The organism is Kitasatospora sp. NPDC058063, assembly GCF_042885395.1.
Lineage (GTDB): Bacteria > Actinomycetota > Actinomycetes > Streptomycetales > Streptomycetaceae > Kitasatospora > Kitasatospora lactacystinica.
In genome coordinates this window covers 258,104-273,633 of sequence record NZ_JBHVSD010000005.1, presented here as the reverse complement: position 1 = coordinate 273,633, position 15,530 = coordinate 258,104, and the positions used below count along the sequence as shown (strand labels likewise).

The window sequence follows — 15,530 nt, the reverse complement described above, 5'->3', positions numbered from 1 at the left end:
CCCGGCGAGCGGGCGGGGGGTCGTCGAGCGGGCGTGGGCCGCCGGCGGCCGCACACCGGTCGGTGTGCGGCCCTGCGGCGGTCACCAGGGCGGGCGGTAGCCCGTGGTCAGGTGGCGGCCGGAGTGACGCCACTTCGGTTCCTTGTCCAGGGTGTTCAGCGTGACCGCGCGCAGCCGGCGGATCAGCGCGCCGTACGCGCTGCTGGCGTTGGAGGAGACCCGTGAGCCGGGGGGCGGGTCCATGAAGGGCATGAACTTGTCCGGGAAGCCCGGCATGGTGCAGGCGATGCAGATGCCGCCCACGTTCGGGCAGCCGCCGATGCCGTTGGTCCAGCCGCGCTTGGCGACGTTGCACTTCACGACCGGGCCCCAGCAGCCGAGCCGCACCAGGCACTCGGGCGTGCCGTAGTCGGTGGCGAACTGCCCCTGCTCGTAGTAGCCGCCGCGGTCGCAGCCCTCGTGCACGGTGGCGCCGAACAGCCAGGCGGGACGCAGCTTGTCGTCCAGCGGGATCATCGGCGCGGAGCCGGCCAGCTGGTACAGCAGGTAGGTGAGCGTCTCGGCGAAGTTGTCGGGCTGGATCGGGCAGCCCGGCACGCAGACGATGGGCAGTCCGGCCTTGGACTTCCAGTCCCAGCCGAGGTAGTCCGGCACGCCCATGGCGCCGGTCGGGTTGCCGGCCATCGCGTGGATGCCGCCGTACGTGGCGCAGGTGCCGATCGCCACCACGGCGGTCGCCTTCGGGGCGAGCCGGTCCAGCCACTCGCTGGTGGTGATGGGCTGACCGGTGGCGGGGTCGTCGCCGAAGCCGCACCAGTAGCCCTCCTTCTTGATCTTCTCGTTGGGGATGGACCCCTCGACGACCAGCACGAACGGCTCGATCTCGCCGCGGTCGGCCTTGAAGAACCACTCGACGAAGTTGTCCGCGCCCTGGACCGGGCCGCACTCGAAGTCGATCAGCGGCCAGTGCACCGCGACCTTGGGCAGGCCGGGCAGTGCGCCGGTGACGATCTCCTCGATGCTGGGCTGCATCGCGGCGGTCAGCGAGACGGAGTCGCCGTCGCAGCTGAGGCCCGCGTTGATCCAGAGAATGTGCACCACGTCGGTGTCGGTGGTTGCAGCTGTTGCAGTCGTTGCAGCTGTTGCAGCACCCATGAGGATGCCTCCTCGGGGATGGGAGCCTGAGGGAATGGCTCGAAGCCAGTCATAGCAACGGTCCGGGCTAGGCGCCGGTCCGCGCGGCGCGCGCCGGGGCCCGGGGAGGCAAGCCGGGCGGGGCCGTTCGGGTCACGGTCGCGCGGCGGGCCCCGTCGGCACCGGGCGCTTGTGGACGAACGCGGAACGCAGCGCGTGATACGGCGATTCGGGTGTGAAGAACTGCCGGTGCATCACCGCGAGCTCCTCCTCCCGGTAGGCGTCGAGCGGTTTCGTCCGCTCGTCGGCCTCGCGCGCGGCCTTCTTCGCCGCGATCCGCTGGTGGGCGGTGGGCGAGGCGGCGAGCAGCCCGGCCAGCCGGGCCGTGGACGGCCCGAACTCCTCCGGCCCGCAGGCGAGCACCCGGTCGACCAGGCCGATCCGCTCGGCGGTGGCCGCGGAGACGGGCAGCGCCTGGCGGGTCAGCCGTTCGGCCGCCGCCGCGCCGAGGCGGCGCGGGAGGCTGTACGTCCAGTACTCCGACCCGTACAGCCCCATCAGCCGGTAGTGCGGGTTGAGGACGGAGCCGGCGCGGCACCACACCTCGTCCGCCGCCAGCGCCAGCATCACCCCGCCGGCCGCCGCGTTGCCCCCGACGGCGGCGACCACCAGCCGGTCGGTGGTGGTGAGCACCGCGTCGACCAGTTCGTCCATCGCGGTGATGTTGTCCCAGGACTCGACGGCCGGGTCCGCCGCGGCCTCGATCACGTTGAGGTGGATGCCGTTGGAGAAGAAGTCGCGGCCGCCGCCGAGCACCAGCACCGAGGTCGGGCGGGCGACGGCGAAGCGGTAGGCCGCCAGCAGGCGGCGGCAGTGGCCGGTGGACATCGCGCCGCCCGGGAAGGAGAAGCGCAGGAAGCCCACCGGGCCGTCCTCCTGGTAGCGGACGTCCGACCAGACGGGGCCGTCCTGCTCGCCCGGCATCAGGGGCGCCGCCAGCTCCGGCAGGGCGGGGAGCAGGCCGCCGAGCGCCGTCACGGCGGGGAGCTTGACGCCCGCGGGGCCGCCGGGGGTGCGGCGGCGCAGTTCGGGGATCCACACGGCACCGTCCGTGGTGGCCCGGCACAGGGCCCCGGCCCGGGTGGCGAGCAGGTCGCCGGGGCAGCCGCGCAGCACCGGTTCGCGGTGCCCGCCGTGCAGGTACCAGGTGCCACCGCACAGTTCGTCGAGCACCCCGGGCCGGGAGTCCGCGGCGCGGAGCCTGCGCAGCACCGCCTCGGTGCTGTCGGCCGCCCAGTCGATCCGACGCTCCTCCTGGCGCAGGACGGGCCGGGTGCGCACGGCGCCGCTCCAGCCCGGGCCGGACTGCGGCTGCGGCGCGTACGTGCCCGAGGCGACGCGCTCCACGGCGAGCAGCGCGGCCTCCACAGCCGCGTCGGCGACCTCGTTGCGGTAGAGGTCGCTCTTGCCGTACTCCGGCAGCCGGCAGGGCGCCGAGGCCCAGACCGGCCCGGCGTCCAGCTCCGCCTCGGCCTGGAGCACGGTGACGGCCCATTCGGTGCGGCCGTCCTGGATCGCCCGGTCGAGGGAGGAGGGGCCGCGGTCGCCCGGCGGGCCGGGGTGGACGATCAGGCAGGTGAGCTGCGACCAGAGCTCCTGCGGGATCGCGGTGCGCAGTATCGGGGCGAGCACCAGGTCGGGCTTGAGCCGGCGCGCCGCGTCGATCAACTCCTCCTCGTCACCGGACAGTTGGAGGTCCACAGTGTGGAGTCGGTCGCGCAGTTCGGCGTGCAGCCGCTGGCTGAGGCTGTTGAACGCGCTGGCGAGGAGAAGAATCCGCATGTCCGCCTCCGACGGGGGGTGCTCCGGGAACCCGGTGATCATCGCTTCCGCCCTCGCGGCCCCCTGCCGCGTCCGGCATGTCGCGCCGCGCGTTCACCCGAGCGGCCGGGGCCGGGCGACGGCGCCGAGCGGGTAGCATGTAAGCTATGAATTCCGAGAGTGACCCTTACGAGCTTCGCCCCGGCGTGCCCGGCGTCGAGGTCTTCCGCCGTCTGCGCACCGACGCCGGCCTCTCCGACAAGGCCCCGGAGGCGGTCGCGCTCGCCCTCCCCAACACCTGGTACGGCGTGGTCCTCCACCACGAGGGCGAGCCCGTCGGCATGGGGCGGATCATCGGCGACGGCGGCACCGCGTTCCAGATCACCGACATCTGCGTCCACCCCGCGCACCAGGGCCACGGCCTCGGCAAGCGGATCATGGCGGCCCTCACCGAGGAACTGGAGCGCCGGGCCCCCGCCACCGCGTACGTCTCACTGATCGCGGACGGGCCCGCGCGCTTCCTCTACGAGAAGTTCGGCTTCGCGGACACCGCCACCCACGACTCGATCGGCATGTACCGGCTGATGGGCGGCCGCTGACGGCCCCCCGGTCCGCGCTGTCGGCGGTCCGGTGTGTACTGGCACCCGATCACTGTCCCCGTGCGACCCCGGAGGTGCCACGATGGCCCGTCTCCACGTCCGTTCCGGCCTCGACCCCGACGAGCCGGACACCCCGGCCGCCGTACTGGTCGCCGACCCCGACGGAACCCCCGGGGAGCGGGCGCTGGCCCGGCTCGGCACGAACTGCTACGAGGGCGACGGGGTCCTCTACCTGGTGCAGACCGACGGCTGGGCCGAGCACGCGTACGACGGCGACCGGCTGACGGTCGCCGTCGCCGCCCACCCTGCCGTGCTGGAACGGACGGAGAGCGACCCGGCGGACTTCCCGGCCCGCTCCGCCGCCGACCCCTCGGCCGTCATCGTGCTGAGCGTCGAGGCCGTCGTCGATCCGGCCACGGCCGGACGGCTCGCCGAAGGAGCCGCCGTCCTCGTCGCGGCCCCGGACACGCCGCTCGACGAACTCCTCGGCTCCGGCGACGACTGGCCGATGCTCCTCGCGCCGCCGCCCGAGCGGCCGTAGTCGCGCGGCCGGAGGCGGTGGGTCCGGTTCGACGGCCCGAGCCCGGCGGCCGACGGGGCGTGCCCCCGGTCGGCCGCCGGGCGGGGGGGTCACAGCGGCAGGACCTGCCAGTCGCCGAAGGCGGTGGCCGTCGTGCCGGTGCGGAAGCGGACGCGGCCGTCCGTGCCGATGGCGAACACGTGGAGCACCCCGCCGCCGTCGACGATCGCGGCCGGGAAGTCGAGGACGGTGCCGCCGAGGTCCTGCCAGCTGTCGTAGCCGGAGTTCGGGGCGGTCTGCGCGGTGGTGCTCACCCCACCGCCGCCGTTGCGCTCGAACAGCACGACCCGTCCGCCGAGGGTGGCCGCGGCCGGCTCGCCCACTCCCCCGTGTCCGCCGAGGGGGGCCGGTGTCCGGCTCCACGAACCGCCGCCGGGTTGGGTCTGGTAGCTGACCAGCATCGCGCCGGTGCCCGCCTCCCGGTAGGCGAGTTCGATGCGGCCGTCCTGGTCGAGCGCGGCCCTGGGCGGGCTCGCCGGCCGGGCGTCCGGGATCGGAGACGGGCCGTTGACGACGCCGTTCGGGGCGCTCTGCCACCAGCCGAGGATGCCGGTGCGGGTGGCGGCGAACACCTCGATCCTCCCGGCGCCGTTGCGGATCGCGGCGACCGGGTCCTGGAGGTCGGTGCCGCCCAGGTCCGTCCAGTCGCGCGTCCACACGCCGCCCGGGCTGGTCTGCCAGATGGTGCTGAGGCCGCCGCCGCCGTTCTTGACGAAGATCTCCAGCCGCCCGTCCTGGGAGTTGGCGACCACGGGCACGCCGACCTGGGACTCGTTGCCGTACCCGGTGTTGGGGTTGCCGTGGTCGGCCCAGGAGTTCCACCACCAGCCGTTGGGCGTGCCCTGCGGCAGGGAGACGATGTGGTGGTCGGTGAGGCGGCGGGCGAAGACCTCCAGCCGGCCGTCGGCGTTGGTGCCGACCGCGATGCCCGGCCCCAGCCGCCCGCCCGGGTCGGCCATCCGCACCGGACCGCCCCAGCTGCCGTCCGCCTGGCGCCAGTAGGTGTAGAGGGCGCCGGCCCGGACGAGGAAGACCTGCGGCCGGCCGTCCTGGTTCAGTCCGGCCCAGGAGGTGCCCCGCGACCAGCGGTAGTACATCCGGGAGAACCAGTCGCTCGAGTAGTTCGGCGAGTGGTCGTGGCTCGCGTACTCGGAGACGAACACGCCCTTGGCGCCGGTCGTCGCCGGGTCGAGGTTCACCGGGGAGTCGCTGATGTTGTAGTCCCGGTAGTTCACCTGGATCAGCGCGCCGCCGTACAGCCGGGCCGCCTCGCCGGCGAACTTCGCGGCGGTGACGTGGTCCGCGTGGTCGCCCGAGTAGCGGCTGTCCGGCAGTTCGTCCTGGGCCCGGAGCACGGTCGGCCGGTACGTCACCATCACCTGCCGCAGGACCTCGACGACGTCCGCGGCCGTGTAGGTCGACGGCCCGGACAGCTTGCTGCCGACCGGGACGACGGTGGTGTCGGTGCCGCCGGCCAGGACGCCGGCGAGCCCGCCGTCGTGCAGGTTGAGGAAGATCAGGTGCACCGGCCGGTCCTTGAGGACGTACCGTTCGACCTGCTTGCCCGCGACCGTCCAGGCCTCGGCCGTCCAGTGCCCGACCTCGTCGGTCCCCGGGTCGCCGTCGCCGACCCCGGCCATCCGGGAGTAGGCGTTGACGGCGCCCATCTGCCGGTTCCAGGTGCGCAGCGGATCGCCCGCCGGGTCCCAGCAGGCCGTGGCGCACGGGTCGCCGGTGATGTTCCCCGCGGTGACGAACACCGTGACGGACGGCGTGCCGTTGGCGAGCGCGTTGGACAGGTCCGGGTTCATGAACAGGATGTCGTCGTCCTCGTGCGCGACGACCTGCAGGAACAGTGCTCCGTCGCCGGCGGCCGCCGGCATGCCCGCGGCCGTACCCGTGCCCTCGGCCGCGACCGCGCGGGTCGCGCTCCCCCTGGCCAGGACGGGTGCGGCGAGGGCGGCGAGCGCGACGGAGGTGAGAAGTTGCCGTCGTCCGATTGCCATGCGATTCCCCCCACTTCGAGATCGGCGTGTGATCACGCCACGAGGAGGCTAACCCACGACCGGACGGACGGTGCCATCAGCCGCATTCCGCGCATTTGCCCCAGGGGCAAGGTGATTGACGGATCGTCAGGCCGACTCGGAGGGCGGGTCGCCGAGCAGGTCGGCGACCAGGTGGCGGGCGTAGTCGGGGCCGAGGCCGGCGGGGCGGAAGAGGATCCGGTACATCAGGGGGGCGACGAGGCGGTCCATGGCGGCCTCGACCCCGGGGGCCTCCTCGCCGCGCGCACGGCCGCGGGCGAGGACCAGGGCGAGCTGGTCGGCGGCGTAGGCCGAGCACTGGCCGGCGTTGCCGCCGTCCGGGTCGCCGAGCAGGGCGTCGCGGACGTAGGCGCGACCGGAGGCGGAGGCCATCTCGTCGAGGAACTGCTCGGCCCAGGCGGTGAGGTCGGCGCGCAGGCCGCCGCGGTCCGCCGGCTCGGTGTCGGGGCGCAGCCGCTCCACCGCGACGTCGGACAGCAGCTCGGCCAGGTCGCCCCAGCGGCGGTACACCGTGGACGGGGTGACACCGGCCCGCTGGGCGACCATCGGCACGGTGAGCGCCTCGCGGCCCACCTCCGCGAGCAGCTCGCGCACCGCGGTGTGCACCGCCTCCTGGACCCGGGCGCTGCGCCCGCCCGGGCGGACCATCTGCCGAGGACTCATACCTCCATCCTAAAGCGCGGCCTTTGCGTTAAGGCGGGGGCGGGCGCGACCCCGGGACTCCGGACCGCTTCGGGGGCCGGCCCGCCTCAGACCACCGGCGCGAGCGCCCGCGCGGGCTGCGTCCGCTCGAAGGCGTGGCCGACCCGCAGCAGCATCCGCTCGCCGAGCGGCCGCCCGAGCAGCTGCAGGCCGATCGGCAGGCCCGCCGCGTCGTGGCCGGCCGGGACGGACAGCGCGGGCACGCCGGTGACGTTGGCCGGGGCGGAGAGCCGGACGTAGGCGTCCGAGACGCTCTCGGTGGCGCCGTCCGGCCAGCCGACCGTCTCCTGGCCGACCCGCACCGCCGTCGTCGGCACGGTCGGGGCGGCGATCACGTCGACCTCCGCCAGGACCCGCGCCCACGCGTCCCGGATCAGCGTCCGGGCGCGCTGGGCGCGCAGGTAGTCGCCCGCGCCGATCAGTTCGCCGGCCTCCAGCAGGACCCTGACGTCGGCCTGGTACAGCTCGGGGACGGTGCGCAGCGTGCGCGCGTGGTAGGCGGCGGCCTCGGGCGCCGTCAGGCCCCACAGGGTGGGCACCAGGTAGCGGGCCATCGGGATCTCCACCTCGACGGGCCGGGCGCCGAGCGCCTCCAGCTGCTCGACGGCACGGTGGACGGCGGCGGCGACCTCCTCGTCGACGTGGTCGACGTAGTAGGCGTTCGGCACGCCGACCCGCACGCCGGTCAGGTCCGGCTCCCGCTCGGGCCGGTAGTCGACGGCGGGGGCGGCCAGCGAGGCGGGGTCGCGCGGGTCGTGCCCGGCGAGGGCGGCCAGGACCAGCGCCGCGTCCTCGACGGTGCGGGTGATCGGGCCCACGTGGTCGAGCGACCAGGACAGCGAGGTGACGCCGTGGCGGGGCACCAGCCCGTAGGTGGGCTTGAGGCCGACCACCCCGTTCAGTGCGGCGGGCACCCGGATCGAGCCGCCGGTGTCGGTGCCAAGGGCGAAGGTCGCCGCCCCGGCGGCCACCGCGGCGGCGGACCCGCCGCTGGATCCTCCGGCGACCCGGTCGCGGTCCCAGGCGTTGCATGTCTGCGGGGTGGTCAGGCCGTAGGCGAACTCGTGGGTGTGGGTCTTGCCGGCCAGGACCGCGCCGGCGGCCCGCAGCCGGGCGGCGACCGTGCTGTCGGCGGTCGCGCGGTGGCCGTCCCGGACCCGGGAGCCGGCGCCGGTGGGCGTGCCGGCGACGTCGATCAGGTCCTTGAGTCCGACCGGGATGCCGTGCAGCGGCCCCCGGTACCGGCCCTGGGCGATCTCCCGCTCGGCCCGGCGCGCCGCGTCGCGGGCCTGCTCGGCGGCGACGGTTACGTAGGCGCCGAGGTTCGGCTCCACCCGGTCGATGCGGCCGAGGACGGAGTCGACCAGTTCCACGGGGGACAGCCGCCGCTCCCGGATCCGCGTCGCGGCGGCGGCGAGGCTCAGTTCATACGGCTGCATCGGGCCGCTCCTCCGCGTCGAGGTGCTCCGCTTCCGCGCGGTAGGCGGCGCCGGGCGGGGTGTCCCCGAAGTCCAGTTCCCGCAGGAGGGCGACGACAGACTGGATGTGTTCGGCGGTGGCCGCCACCGCGGCGTGGCGCTCGGGCGGCAGGTCGAGTCCGGCCCGGGCGGCCCGGTGGGCGGCCTCGGACGGGGTGAGTTCGGCGGAGGACATGGGCGCGCTCCTGATCGTGGGCGGCGGGGCGGGTTCGCGCAGGCGAGGCGCCCCGCACCAAAAGCTAAGGGTTTGCGTTAACGCGACTGTAGGTTCTAGGGTCCCACTAACGCAAACGAATGGCTTTTACAGCGGAGGAGCCGGCCCCATGCCCAGTACCCCTACCCCCTCCTGGACGGTCGGCGACGTCACCGTCCACCGCATCGACGAGATCCCGCTGCCGCCCGCGACCGGACAGTGGCTGCTGCCCGACGCCACCCCCGGGACGGTGGCCGGCCAGGACTGGCTGCACCCCGACTTCGCCGACGCCGACGGCGCGCTGCGCCTGGACAGCCACAGCTTCGCCTTCGACCTGGACGGGCTGCGGGTACTCGTCGACACCGGCATCGGCAACGGCAAGCAGCGCGCCAACCCGGCCTGGCACGACCTGCGCACCGACTACCCGCGGCGCCTCGCCGCCGCCGGGTTCCCGCCGGACTCCGTCGACCTGGTGGTCCTCACCCACCTGCACGCCGACCACGTCGGCTGGAACACCCGGGAGGTGGACGGCGCCTGGGTGCCCACCTTCCCCCGCGCGCGCTACCTCACCACCCGCGCCGAACGGGAGTTCTGGGCCGGCTACGCCATGGACGAGGCGCGCGCCCAGATGTTCCGGGACTCGGTGCTCCCGGTCGAGCGGGCCGGCCGGCTGGACCTCGTCGACGTCCCCGCCGAGGGCCTGGCGATCGCCCCGGGCCTGCGCCTGCTCCCCACCCCCGGCCACACCCCGGGGCACGTCGCCGTCGAACTGACCAGCCGGGGCCGCACGGCGGTGATCACCGGGGACTGCCTCCACCACCCGGTCCAGCTCGCCCACCCCGCCATCGGCGCCTGCGTCGACATCGACCCGCAGCGCTCCGCGGCCACCCGCCGCGCGCTGCTCGGCTCCCTCGCCGGCACCGACACCCTGCTGCTCGGCACCCACTTCGCCCCGCCCACCGCCGGCCACGTCGTCGCCCACGGGGACGCCTACCGGCTGCGGCCCGTCCCCCCGGCCTGAGCCGGCGGAGCGCGACGACCGGGGTGCGGCCCGACGCCACCGGCGAGCGGCTCCGGTGTCCTGGCCTGCGCGATCAGCCACGCCGAGGACTGAGGCCGGCTCCGTCCGCCGGCTCCACCGGGGGCGTCCGGACGGCGAGCAGGGCGGTGTCGTCCGTCAGCCGGCCGCCGGTGTGCCGGACGACCGCGGCGGCCACCTCGTCGACCAGGCGCCCGGGGTCGACCACCCCCGGGGCGTCGGCCAGCCGGTCCAGGTGGGCGCGCAGCGAGAAGAAGGCGCCCGTGCGGTCGCGGGCCTCGGTCACCCCGTCCGAGACGATCAGGACCGTCTCGCCCGGGCCCAGGCGCAGCCGCCGCACCGGCGGCAGCCCGCCGGCCAGCTCGGCCAGCCCGATCGGGGCCCCGTCGCCCGGCGGCAGCTGCCGCACGCCCGCGGGGCCGAGAACGTGGGGGCTGTCGTGGCCGAAGTTGACCACCTCGACCTCCCCCGGCGCGTCGGAGGGGAACCCGAGGACCACCGCCGTGGCGAACCGCTCCTCCCGCTCCCCCAGCCGCTCCGCCAGCGCGTTCTGCCGGTACAGCCGCTCTTCCATCCAGCCCGCCACGGTGGCCAGGCCGCGCTCGTGGAAGGCGGCCTCCCGGAAGCAGCCCACCAGGGCCGCCGCCGCGGAGACGGCCGGCAGGCCCTTGCCCTGCACGTCGCCGAGGATGGCCCGCGCCCCGAACGGGGTGGCCAGCACGTCGTAGAAGTCGCCGCCCACCCGGGCCTCGACGTCCGCGGCCAGGTAGCGCGCCGCCGAGTCCACCCCGCCCCACCCCGGGGGCACCGGGCGCAGCACCACCTGCCGGGTGGTCTCGGCCGCGCCCTGCAGATGGCGGACGTAGGCGGCGGCCCGGGCGCGGAAGACGCTGATCGGCACCGAGAGGACGGCCCCCGCGATCACCAGCAGGAAGTCCTCGATCCCCTGGGACTTGCCCCAGATGCTGTCCAGGGCGGGGTAGGCGGCGATCGCGAGGAGGGCGAACAGCCCGGTGACCGCCGGCCCGCAGAGCCCGGCCGCCACCACGGGGACCATCACCAGCCAGCTCACCGACGCGAACGTCGCGGGCGTGGCCGCGTCCACGCCCACCACGAACGCGAGGACCGCCAGGGGCACCAGCCAGGAGCGGTGGCCGTACCGGATCAGGATCGGCATCCGCTGCCCCGGCTCCTCCACCGAACGTGCCCGCAAGCCGCCCTCCCCTTCCCGGGACCTCCCCCGACCTTCGGGCACTCCGCCCGGCGCGCGGGCGCCGGGCGGGAGGTTGCGCCCAAGGTAAGGGGCCCCGTCCCGGCGCGGGCGGTGCCCCGGCCCCGCGGCCGCGGCGGTCGCACGTTCGGCCCAGTCCCCGGCACCGCTCCCGGCCGTCCGCTCGGGCCCGGCACCGGCTCACGGCGGGCGGCTCGCAGCGCGCCGGTCACGGCGGGCGGCTCGCCCGGTGCGGCTTCGGCGGCGGCTTCCGCGTGCGGCTTTCCGGGTGAAGGGGCAGGGTGGTGCCGTACGGACCTGCCCGGACCAGTCGGCGCACCCGCGTGCCCTGGCCACCGGCCGAAGGAGGCGCCATGCGCACCCGGAAGATCCCCCGTCGGAGCCTGGCGCTGGCCGCGGCCCTCGCCGCCGTGCCGACCGCCCTGCTCACCGCCCCGTCCCAGGCGGCGACCGGCACCCCGACCGCGGCCGGCGCCCCGCCGACCGGCTTCGTCGAGCTGCCCAGCTCCTCGCTGCCGCCCGACCACGCGCAGCGGGTGTTCACCGTCTCCTACCGCAACGACTCCTCGGCCGACCGCACGGTGGCCCCGCAGGTCCTCATCGAGTCCCCCGTGAACGGGCCCTTCCTCGATCCGGCGAGCGTTCGGCTCGAAGTGCTCTCCTCCGACGGCCACTGGCGCACCCTGCCGCTCGCCAGCCAGACCGGCACGCTGTACACCCGGCTCGGCTCGGCCAAGCTCGTCCTGCACGGCCACCACACCCTGACCGAGCGCTACCGGGTCACCGTCGTCGGGACGGCCCCGGCGCAGGGGACGGTCGAGCCGCGGGTGGCGCTCTACGGCTGACGCACGGGCAACGGGCCGCCGGGCACTGGGCACCGGCGGCCCGGGGCCACGACCGCCGGGTCACCGGGTCACCGGGTCAGGGCAGCTGCACCGGGGTGAAGGTTCCGGCCGGGGTGCCGGCCAGGGCGCCGTCCATGGCGTCGCGCCAGATCGGGCCGGCCAGGGTGCCGCCGAAGGCCTGGCCGACCACCGTGCCGCCGATCCGCTGACCGTCCAGCGGCTCGGGGTCGTCGGTGTCGCTGACCACCGTCGCGCCCGCCATCTCCGGGGTGTAGCCGACGAACCAGACCTGGCGGCTGTCGTTGGTGGTGCCGGTCTTGCCCGCGCTGTCCCGGCCGGTGAGGCCGGCCGTCCGGCCGGTGCCGTCCTCGACCACGCCCTTGAGCATCGCGCTGACCGTGTCCGCGGTGCCGGCCGACATCGCCGCCGAGCAGTTCGCCTGCGGCACCGCGAGCTGCTTGCCGTCGGGGCCGGTCACCGAGGTGATCGCGGTGGGCGCGCAGTACGTGCCGTGGGCGGCGAAGGCCGCGTAGACGGCCGCCGTCCCCAGCGGGGTCAGGTCGTTGCTGCCGAGCGTCATCGACGGGACCACCTGGAGCTTCTCGCCGCCCGCCTGCTGGGTGATACCCAGCCTATTGGTCATCTGCGCGACCGAGCACAGGCCGGTGTCGGCCTCCAGCTTCGCGAAGTAGGTGTTGACGGACTGCGCCATGGCCGACTTCATGTCGAACCGGCCGGTGAGGCTCTGGCTGTCGTTGTGCACCTGCCCGGCGGAGGGGAACCGGCCGCCCGAACAGTCCGTCATGGCCGGCCACGGCATGCTGTAGTCGGTGGTGTAGCTCCGGTCCGCCGGGATGCCGCCCTCCAGGGCCGCCGCCGCGACGATCGGCTTGAAGGTCGAACCGGTCGGGAACCCCAGCCCGCCGCCCATGGCCTTGGGGACGTTGTAGTTGATCTGGGTCTGGTGCTGCTTGTCGTCCACGCCGTACGGCCGGCTCTGGCCCATCGCCAGGATCTCCCCGGTGCCCGGCCGGACGATGCTCATCGCGGTCGCCGCCCGGTCGCCCGCGTCGACGTGGCCGGTGACCGAGGCCTGCAGCGCCGCCTGCGCCCCGGGGTCGAGCGTGGTGCGGATCTGCAGGCCGCCGCGCTTCCACACCGCCTGCCGCTCGGCCGCCGACTTCCCGAAGACCGGGTCCGTGAGGACCACGTCGCGCACGTAGTCGCAGAAGAAGCCCTCGCCCTGCTTGGCCAGGATGCACCCCTGCTGCGGCGCCTGGACGTTCAGCCCGAGCGGGGAGTCGATCGCCTGCCGGGCCTCCTCCTGGGTGATGTGCCCGTACGCGGCCATCTTGCGCAGCACGGTGTCCCGCCGCTCCTTCGCCACCGTCGGGTTGACCACCGGGTCGTAGCCCGTCGGCGACTGCACCAGGCCGGCCAGCAGCGCGGCCTGCGGCAGGGTGAGGTCCGCGGTGTGCACACCGAAGTAGCGCCGGGCGGCCGCCTCGACGCCGTACGCCTTCTCGCCGAAGAAGGTGATGTTCAGGTAGTTGGTGAGGATCTGGTCCTTGCTCAAGGTCTCCTCGACCTTGATCGCGTACTTCAGCTCCTGGATCTTGCGGCCCACGGTCTGCCGCTGCGCCTCGGCGACCTTCTGCGGGTCGTCGCCCGCCTCCTCCACGAAGACGTTCTTCACGTACTGCTGGGTCAGCGTGGACGCCCCCTGGGCGGTGGTGCCCGAGGAGGCGTTCTTGTCGAGGGCGCGCAGCACGCCCTTGAGGTCGATCGCGCCGTGCTCGTAGAAGCGGTTGTCCTCGATGTCCACCAGCGCGGTCTTCACCAGCGGGGAGATCCGCTCCGCCGGGACGACCGTGCGGTCCCGGTCGTACAGGGTGGCGATGGTGCCGCCCCGGGCGTCGAGGACGGTCGAGGCCTGGGACAGCGGCGGGGTCCTGAAGTCGTCGGGCAGGCTCTCGAAGTCGTCCGCCGCCGACTGCGCGCCGAGCCCGACCGCCGCCACCGCGGGGAGCACCATCCCCGCCGCCACCACCCCGGCGATCACGCTCACCGCCGCCAGCCGCGTCCCGTGCCCCAGCTTCCCCATGCCCGCCACCACCCGCCGTTGTGCCATGTCGGGTGACCGTACGCGGCGCAGATGAGGAACTCCTTGGAGGCCGGCCTGCTGCCGGACGCGCACGGCGCACCCGGCAGCAGGCCCGCGGGGCGGGGTCAGCAGGCCTTGACGTACCAGACCGGGGCCCAGTCGGCGTTGGGGTCGCCGTAGGGTGCGCCGGGAGTGGTGTGGACGAGGTTCTTGGACTTGCTGTACGCCCCCCAGCCGTCCGCGGGGACCAGGGACAGCGCCAGGCGAGCCCGCTCGGGCAGGCCGGCCAGGGCTCTGCGTCGCCACGGATCCAGTCGCGCCGCGTGGCTGCGCGACTGCAACGCCCGCGCCGCCGCCATGAGTTCGGTCAACGGCATGGGATCGGCCGGCCGGGTCCTGGCCAGGTCCCCCGCCGTGAAGTGGATCCGGTACACCATCGTTTCCTCCGGTGGCGGGCCGCGTGGTCAGGTGCGTTTGAAGAACTCCACCTCCGAGAGCGCGATGGCGCGGTCGGGGCCGGTGCCGGCGGCCTCCCGGACGGTGAGCTTCACCTGGGTGACGTCGCTGATCCCGGTCTGCACGGTCTGCGGGCCGGGCTGGTCGTTGAGCGGCACCTGCTGGGTGTGCACCGTGCCGTCCTTCTCGGTGACCTCCAGGGCGAGGACGACGGGGCGCGCCTGCTGCCGGAAGTGCTCCGGATCCACCGAGTCGCCGGTGTGGATGATCAGGTCCACCAGCCGGAACGGGGTGCGGAAGGAGAAGGTGACGGAGTCCCCGACCGCGGGCGCCCCCCAGTAGGTGTTGCTCAGGCCGTCGTCGGCCAAGGTGGCCGGATGGCCCTCGACGGCGGCGCTCGCCGAGGTGGCGGCGGGGGTGATCGGCGCGGTCTTGCGGAGCTTGTCCAGCACGTCCTGGAAGGCGACCTTGCCCGCCGGGTACAGCAGGATCCCGGCGACCACCACCGCGATCAGCACCAGCAGCGCGATGGTGCGGCGCAGCGCGTTGCCCGAACCGCCGATCCGCACCCGGCGCCGGAACGGCCAGCGGGTGCGCCACCAGGGCAGCTTGGGCGCGGCCTCGGTCGGAGTGAGCGGCGCGGCGCAGCGGCGGCAGAACTTCCGCTCGGGCAGGTTCGGCGTGCCGCACCGGGGGCACGGCGGGCCGTCCTGGGCCTCGACGGTCTCGGCGGGCCGGCTGACGGGGCGCGGTGCGACGGGCTTGGCGGGCTGGACGGCCACCGGGTCGGCCGACGCCCTCGGGGCGGGGGCGGGGGCCGGGGTCTGCGCGGGAGCCGGCCGAACGGGGGCGGTGCTCGGGCGCGGGGCCTGGGCGGCGGGCGGGGGTTCGATCGCCGGGGGCTCGGTCACGGGGGGCTCGGCGGGCCGGGCGGGTGGCTGCTCCGCCCCGGGCTCCTCCCTGACCTCTGCTTCGGGTTCCGCCTTGGACTCCGGCTTGGGCTCCGGCCTGGGCTCCGCCTTGGGCTCCCGCTTGGGCTCCGGCTTGGTGCGCGCGGTCCGGCGCGGGGCGCTCCGCCGGGTGGATTCGACGGGCGCGGGCGCGGGCTCCGGGACGGGTACCGGCGCGGGCTCGGGCTCGGGCTCGGCCCGCGCGGGGGCGGGCACCGCGACAGACGCGGCCGTCGGCGCCGCCGTCGCAGCGGCAGCGGCGCCGCGCGACCAGCCGAGGTAGGCGCCGCAGTTGCCGCAGAAGTCGTCCCCCTCCCCGTTGGCCGTTCCGCATTCGGGGCACACCGGCATCC

The 15,530-nt window shown here is 74.9% G+C and carries 14 protein-coding genes; 4 read left to right on the top strand and 10 right to left on the bottom strand.

Annotated elements, in window-relative coordinates:
• Positions 1-81 precede the first annotated feature (81 nt).
• A complete protein-coding gene (locus tag ACFVUY_RS10970; RefSeq protein ID WP_387684323.1) occupies positions 82-1,155 on the bottom strand; it encodes a hydrogenase expression protein HypE in 1,074 nt (357 codons plus the stop codon).
• A gap of 132 nt (positions 1,156-1,287) precedes the next feature.
• The gene (locus tag ACFVUY_RS10965; protein ID WP_387729111.1) at positions 1,288-2,976 is read right to left on the bottom strand and encodes an enoyl-CoA hydratase-related protein; all 1,689 of its coding nucleotides are present in this window, start codon (positions 2,974-2,976) and stop codon (positions 1,288-1,290) included.
• 146 nt (positions 2,977-3,122) lie between these two features.
• Between ACFVUY_RS10965 and ACFVUY_RS10960 the strand changes: the two genes are divergently transcribed.
• Both ACFVUY_RS10960 and ACFVUY_RS10955 read left to right on the top strand, forming a co-directional pair.
• Positions 3,123-3,554: a GNAT family N-acetyltransferase gene (locus ACFVUY_RS10960; protein ID WP_387684327.1), complete on the top strand. Its 432-nt coding sequence runs from the start codon at positions 3,123-3,125 to the stop codon at positions 3,552-3,554.
• Positions 3,555-3,636: 82 nt separating this feature from the next.
• Positions 3,637-4,095: a hypothetical protein gene (locus ACFVUY_RS10955; RefSeq protein WP_387684329.1), complete on the top strand. Its 459-nt coding sequence runs from the start codon at positions 3,637-3,639 to the stop codon at positions 4,093-4,095.
• 89 nt (positions 4,096-4,184) lie between these two features.
• Here the strand turns inward: ACFVUY_RS10955 and ACFVUY_RS10950 are convergent, their stop codons facing one another.
• The 4 genes from ACFVUY_RS10950 to ACFVUY_RS10935 form a co-directional block, all read right to left on the bottom strand.
• Positions 4,185-6,140 (bottom strand): PIG-L family deacetylase, encoded by a 1,956-nt coding sequence (locus tag ACFVUY_RS10950; protein WP_387729108.1) that lies wholly within the window; start codon positions 6,138-6,140, stop codon positions 4,185-4,187.
• A gap of 126 nt (positions 6,141-6,266) precedes the next feature.
• The gene (locus ACFVUY_RS10945; protein ID WP_387684333.1) at positions 6,267-6,842 is read right to left on the bottom strand and encodes a TetR/AcrR family transcriptional regulator; all 576 of its coding nucleotides are present in this window, start codon (positions 6,840-6,842) and stop codon (positions 6,267-6,269) included.
• 86 nt (positions 6,843-6,928) lie between these two features.
• Positions 6,929-8,320, bottom strand: coding sequence for an amidase (locus tag ACFVUY_RS10940; RefSeq protein WP_387684335.1), 1,392 nt, complete (start codon positions 8,318-8,320; stop codon positions 6,929-6,931).
• Complete coding sequence (locus ACFVUY_RS10935; RefSeq protein ID WP_387684337.1) at positions 8,307-8,534, bottom strand: hypothetical protein; 228 nt, start codon at positions 8,532-8,534, stop codon at positions 8,307-8,309. Before ACFVUY_RS10935 ends, ACFVUY_RS10940 begins: the two co-directional genes overlap by 14 nt.
• A gap of 148 nt (positions 8,535-8,682) precedes the next feature.
• On the opposite strand from ACFVUY_RS10935, the gene ACFVUY_RS10930 reads away from it, so the two are divergent.
• Positions 8,683-9,573 (top strand): MBL fold metallo-hydrolase, encoded by an 891-nt coding sequence (locus ACFVUY_RS10930; RefSeq protein ID WP_387729105.1) that lies wholly within the window; start codon positions 8,683-8,685, stop codon positions 9,571-9,573.
• Positions 9,574-9,646: 73 nt separating this feature from the next.
• Here ACFVUY_RS10930 and ACFVUY_RS10925 read toward each other — a convergent pair whose 3' ends face one another.
• Positions 9,647-10,768 carry a PP2C family protein-serine/threonine phosphatase gene (locus ACFVUY_RS10925; RefSeq protein ID WP_387729102.1) on the bottom strand — a complete coding sequence of 374 codons (1,122 nt, stop codon included), beginning with the start codon at positions 10,766-10,768 and terminating at the stop codon, positions 9,647-9,649.
• A gap of 407 nt (positions 10,769-11,175) precedes the next feature.
• Here ACFVUY_RS10925 and ACFVUY_RS10920 point away from each other — a divergent pair, with 407 nt between their 5' ends.
• Positions 11,176-11,667, top strand: coding sequence for a signal peptide protein (locus tag ACFVUY_RS10920; RefSeq protein WP_387684343.1), 492 nt, complete (start codon positions 11,176-11,178; stop codon positions 11,665-11,667).
• A 76-nt stretch (positions 11,668-11,743) separates the two neighbouring features.
• Here ACFVUY_RS10920 and ACFVUY_RS10915 read toward each other — a convergent pair whose 3' ends face one another.
• From ACFVUY_RS10915 to ACFVUY_RS10905, 3 genes are all read right to left on the bottom strand, one after another.
• Positions 11,744-13,798: a transglycosylase domain-containing protein gene (locus ACFVUY_RS10915; RefSeq protein WP_387729100.1), complete on the bottom strand. Its 2,055-nt coding sequence runs from the start codon at positions 13,796-13,798 to the stop codon at positions 11,744-11,746.
• 98 nt (positions 13,799-13,896) lie between these two features.
• Positions 13,897-14,208, bottom strand: a complete 312-nt coding sequence (locus tag ACFVUY_RS10910) for a hypothetical protein (protein ID WP_387729097.1) — start codon at positions 14,206-14,208, stop codon at positions 13,897-13,899.
• 27 nt (positions 14,209-14,235) lie between these two features.
• Positions 14,236-15,528 carry an NADase-type glycan-binding domain-containing protein gene (locus tag ACFVUY_RS10905; RefSeq protein ID WP_387729094.1) on the bottom strand — a complete coding sequence of 431 codons (1,293 nt, stop codon included), beginning with the start codon at positions 15,526-15,528 and terminating at the stop codon, positions 14,236-14,238.
• Positions 15,529-15,530: the final 2 nt, after the last annotated feature.

Coding starts and splice junctions, on each gene's coding strand:
- ACFVUY_RS10970 (WP_387684323.1), bottom strand. CDS start 1,155: ATGGGTGCTGCAACAGCTGCAACGACTGCAACAGCTGCAACCACCGAC.
- ACFVUY_RS10965 (WP_387729111.1), bottom strand. CDS start 2,976: ATGCGGATTCTTCTCCTCGCCAGCGCGTTCAACAGCCTCAGCCAGCGG.
- ACFVUY_RS10960 (WP_387684327.1), top strand. CDS start 3,123: ATGAATTCCGAGAGTGACCCTTACGAGCTTCGCCCCGGCGTGCCCGGC.
- ACFVUY_RS10955 (WP_387684329.1), top strand. CDS start 3,637: ATGGCCCGTCTCCACGTCCGTTCCGGCCTCGACCCCGACGAGCCGGAC.
- ACFVUY_RS10950 (WP_387729108.1), bottom strand. CDS start 6,140: ATGGCAATCGGACGACGGCAACTTCTCACCTCCGTCGCGCTCGCCGCC.
- ACFVUY_RS10945 (WP_387684333.1), bottom strand. CDS start 6,842: ATGAGTCCTCGGCAGATGGTCCGCCCGGGCGGGCGCAGCGCCCGGGTC.
- ACFVUY_RS10940 (WP_387684335.1), bottom strand. CDS start 8,320: ATGCAGCCGTATGAACTGAGCCTCGCCGCCGCCGCGACGCGGATCCGG.
- ACFVUY_RS10935 (WP_387684337.1), bottom strand. CDS start 8,534: ATGTCCTCCGCCGAACTCACCCCGTCCGAGGCCGCCCACCGGGCCGCC.
- ACFVUY_RS10930 (WP_387729105.1), top strand. CDS start 8,683: ATGCCCAGTACCCCTACCCCCTCCTGGACGGTCGGCGACGTCACCGTC.
- ACFVUY_RS10925 (WP_387729102.1), bottom strand. CDS start 10,768: ATGCCGATCCTGATCCGGTACGGCCACCGCTCCTGGCTGGTGCCCCTG.
- ACFVUY_RS10920 (WP_387684343.1), top strand. CDS start 11,176: ATGCGCACCCGGAAGATCCCCCGTCGGAGCCTGGCGCTGGCCGCGGCC.
- ACFVUY_RS10915 (WP_387729100.1), bottom strand. CDS start 13,798: ATGGCACAACGGCGGGTGGTGGCGGGCATGGGGAAGCTGGGGCACGGG.
- ACFVUY_RS10910 (WP_387729097.1), bottom strand. CDS start 14,208: ATGGTGTACCGGATCCACTTCACGGCGGGGGACCTGGCCAGGACCCGG.
- ACFVUY_RS10905 (WP_387729094.1), bottom strand. CDS start 15,528: ATGCCGGTGTGCCCCGAATGCGGAACGGCCAACGGGGAGGGGGACGAC.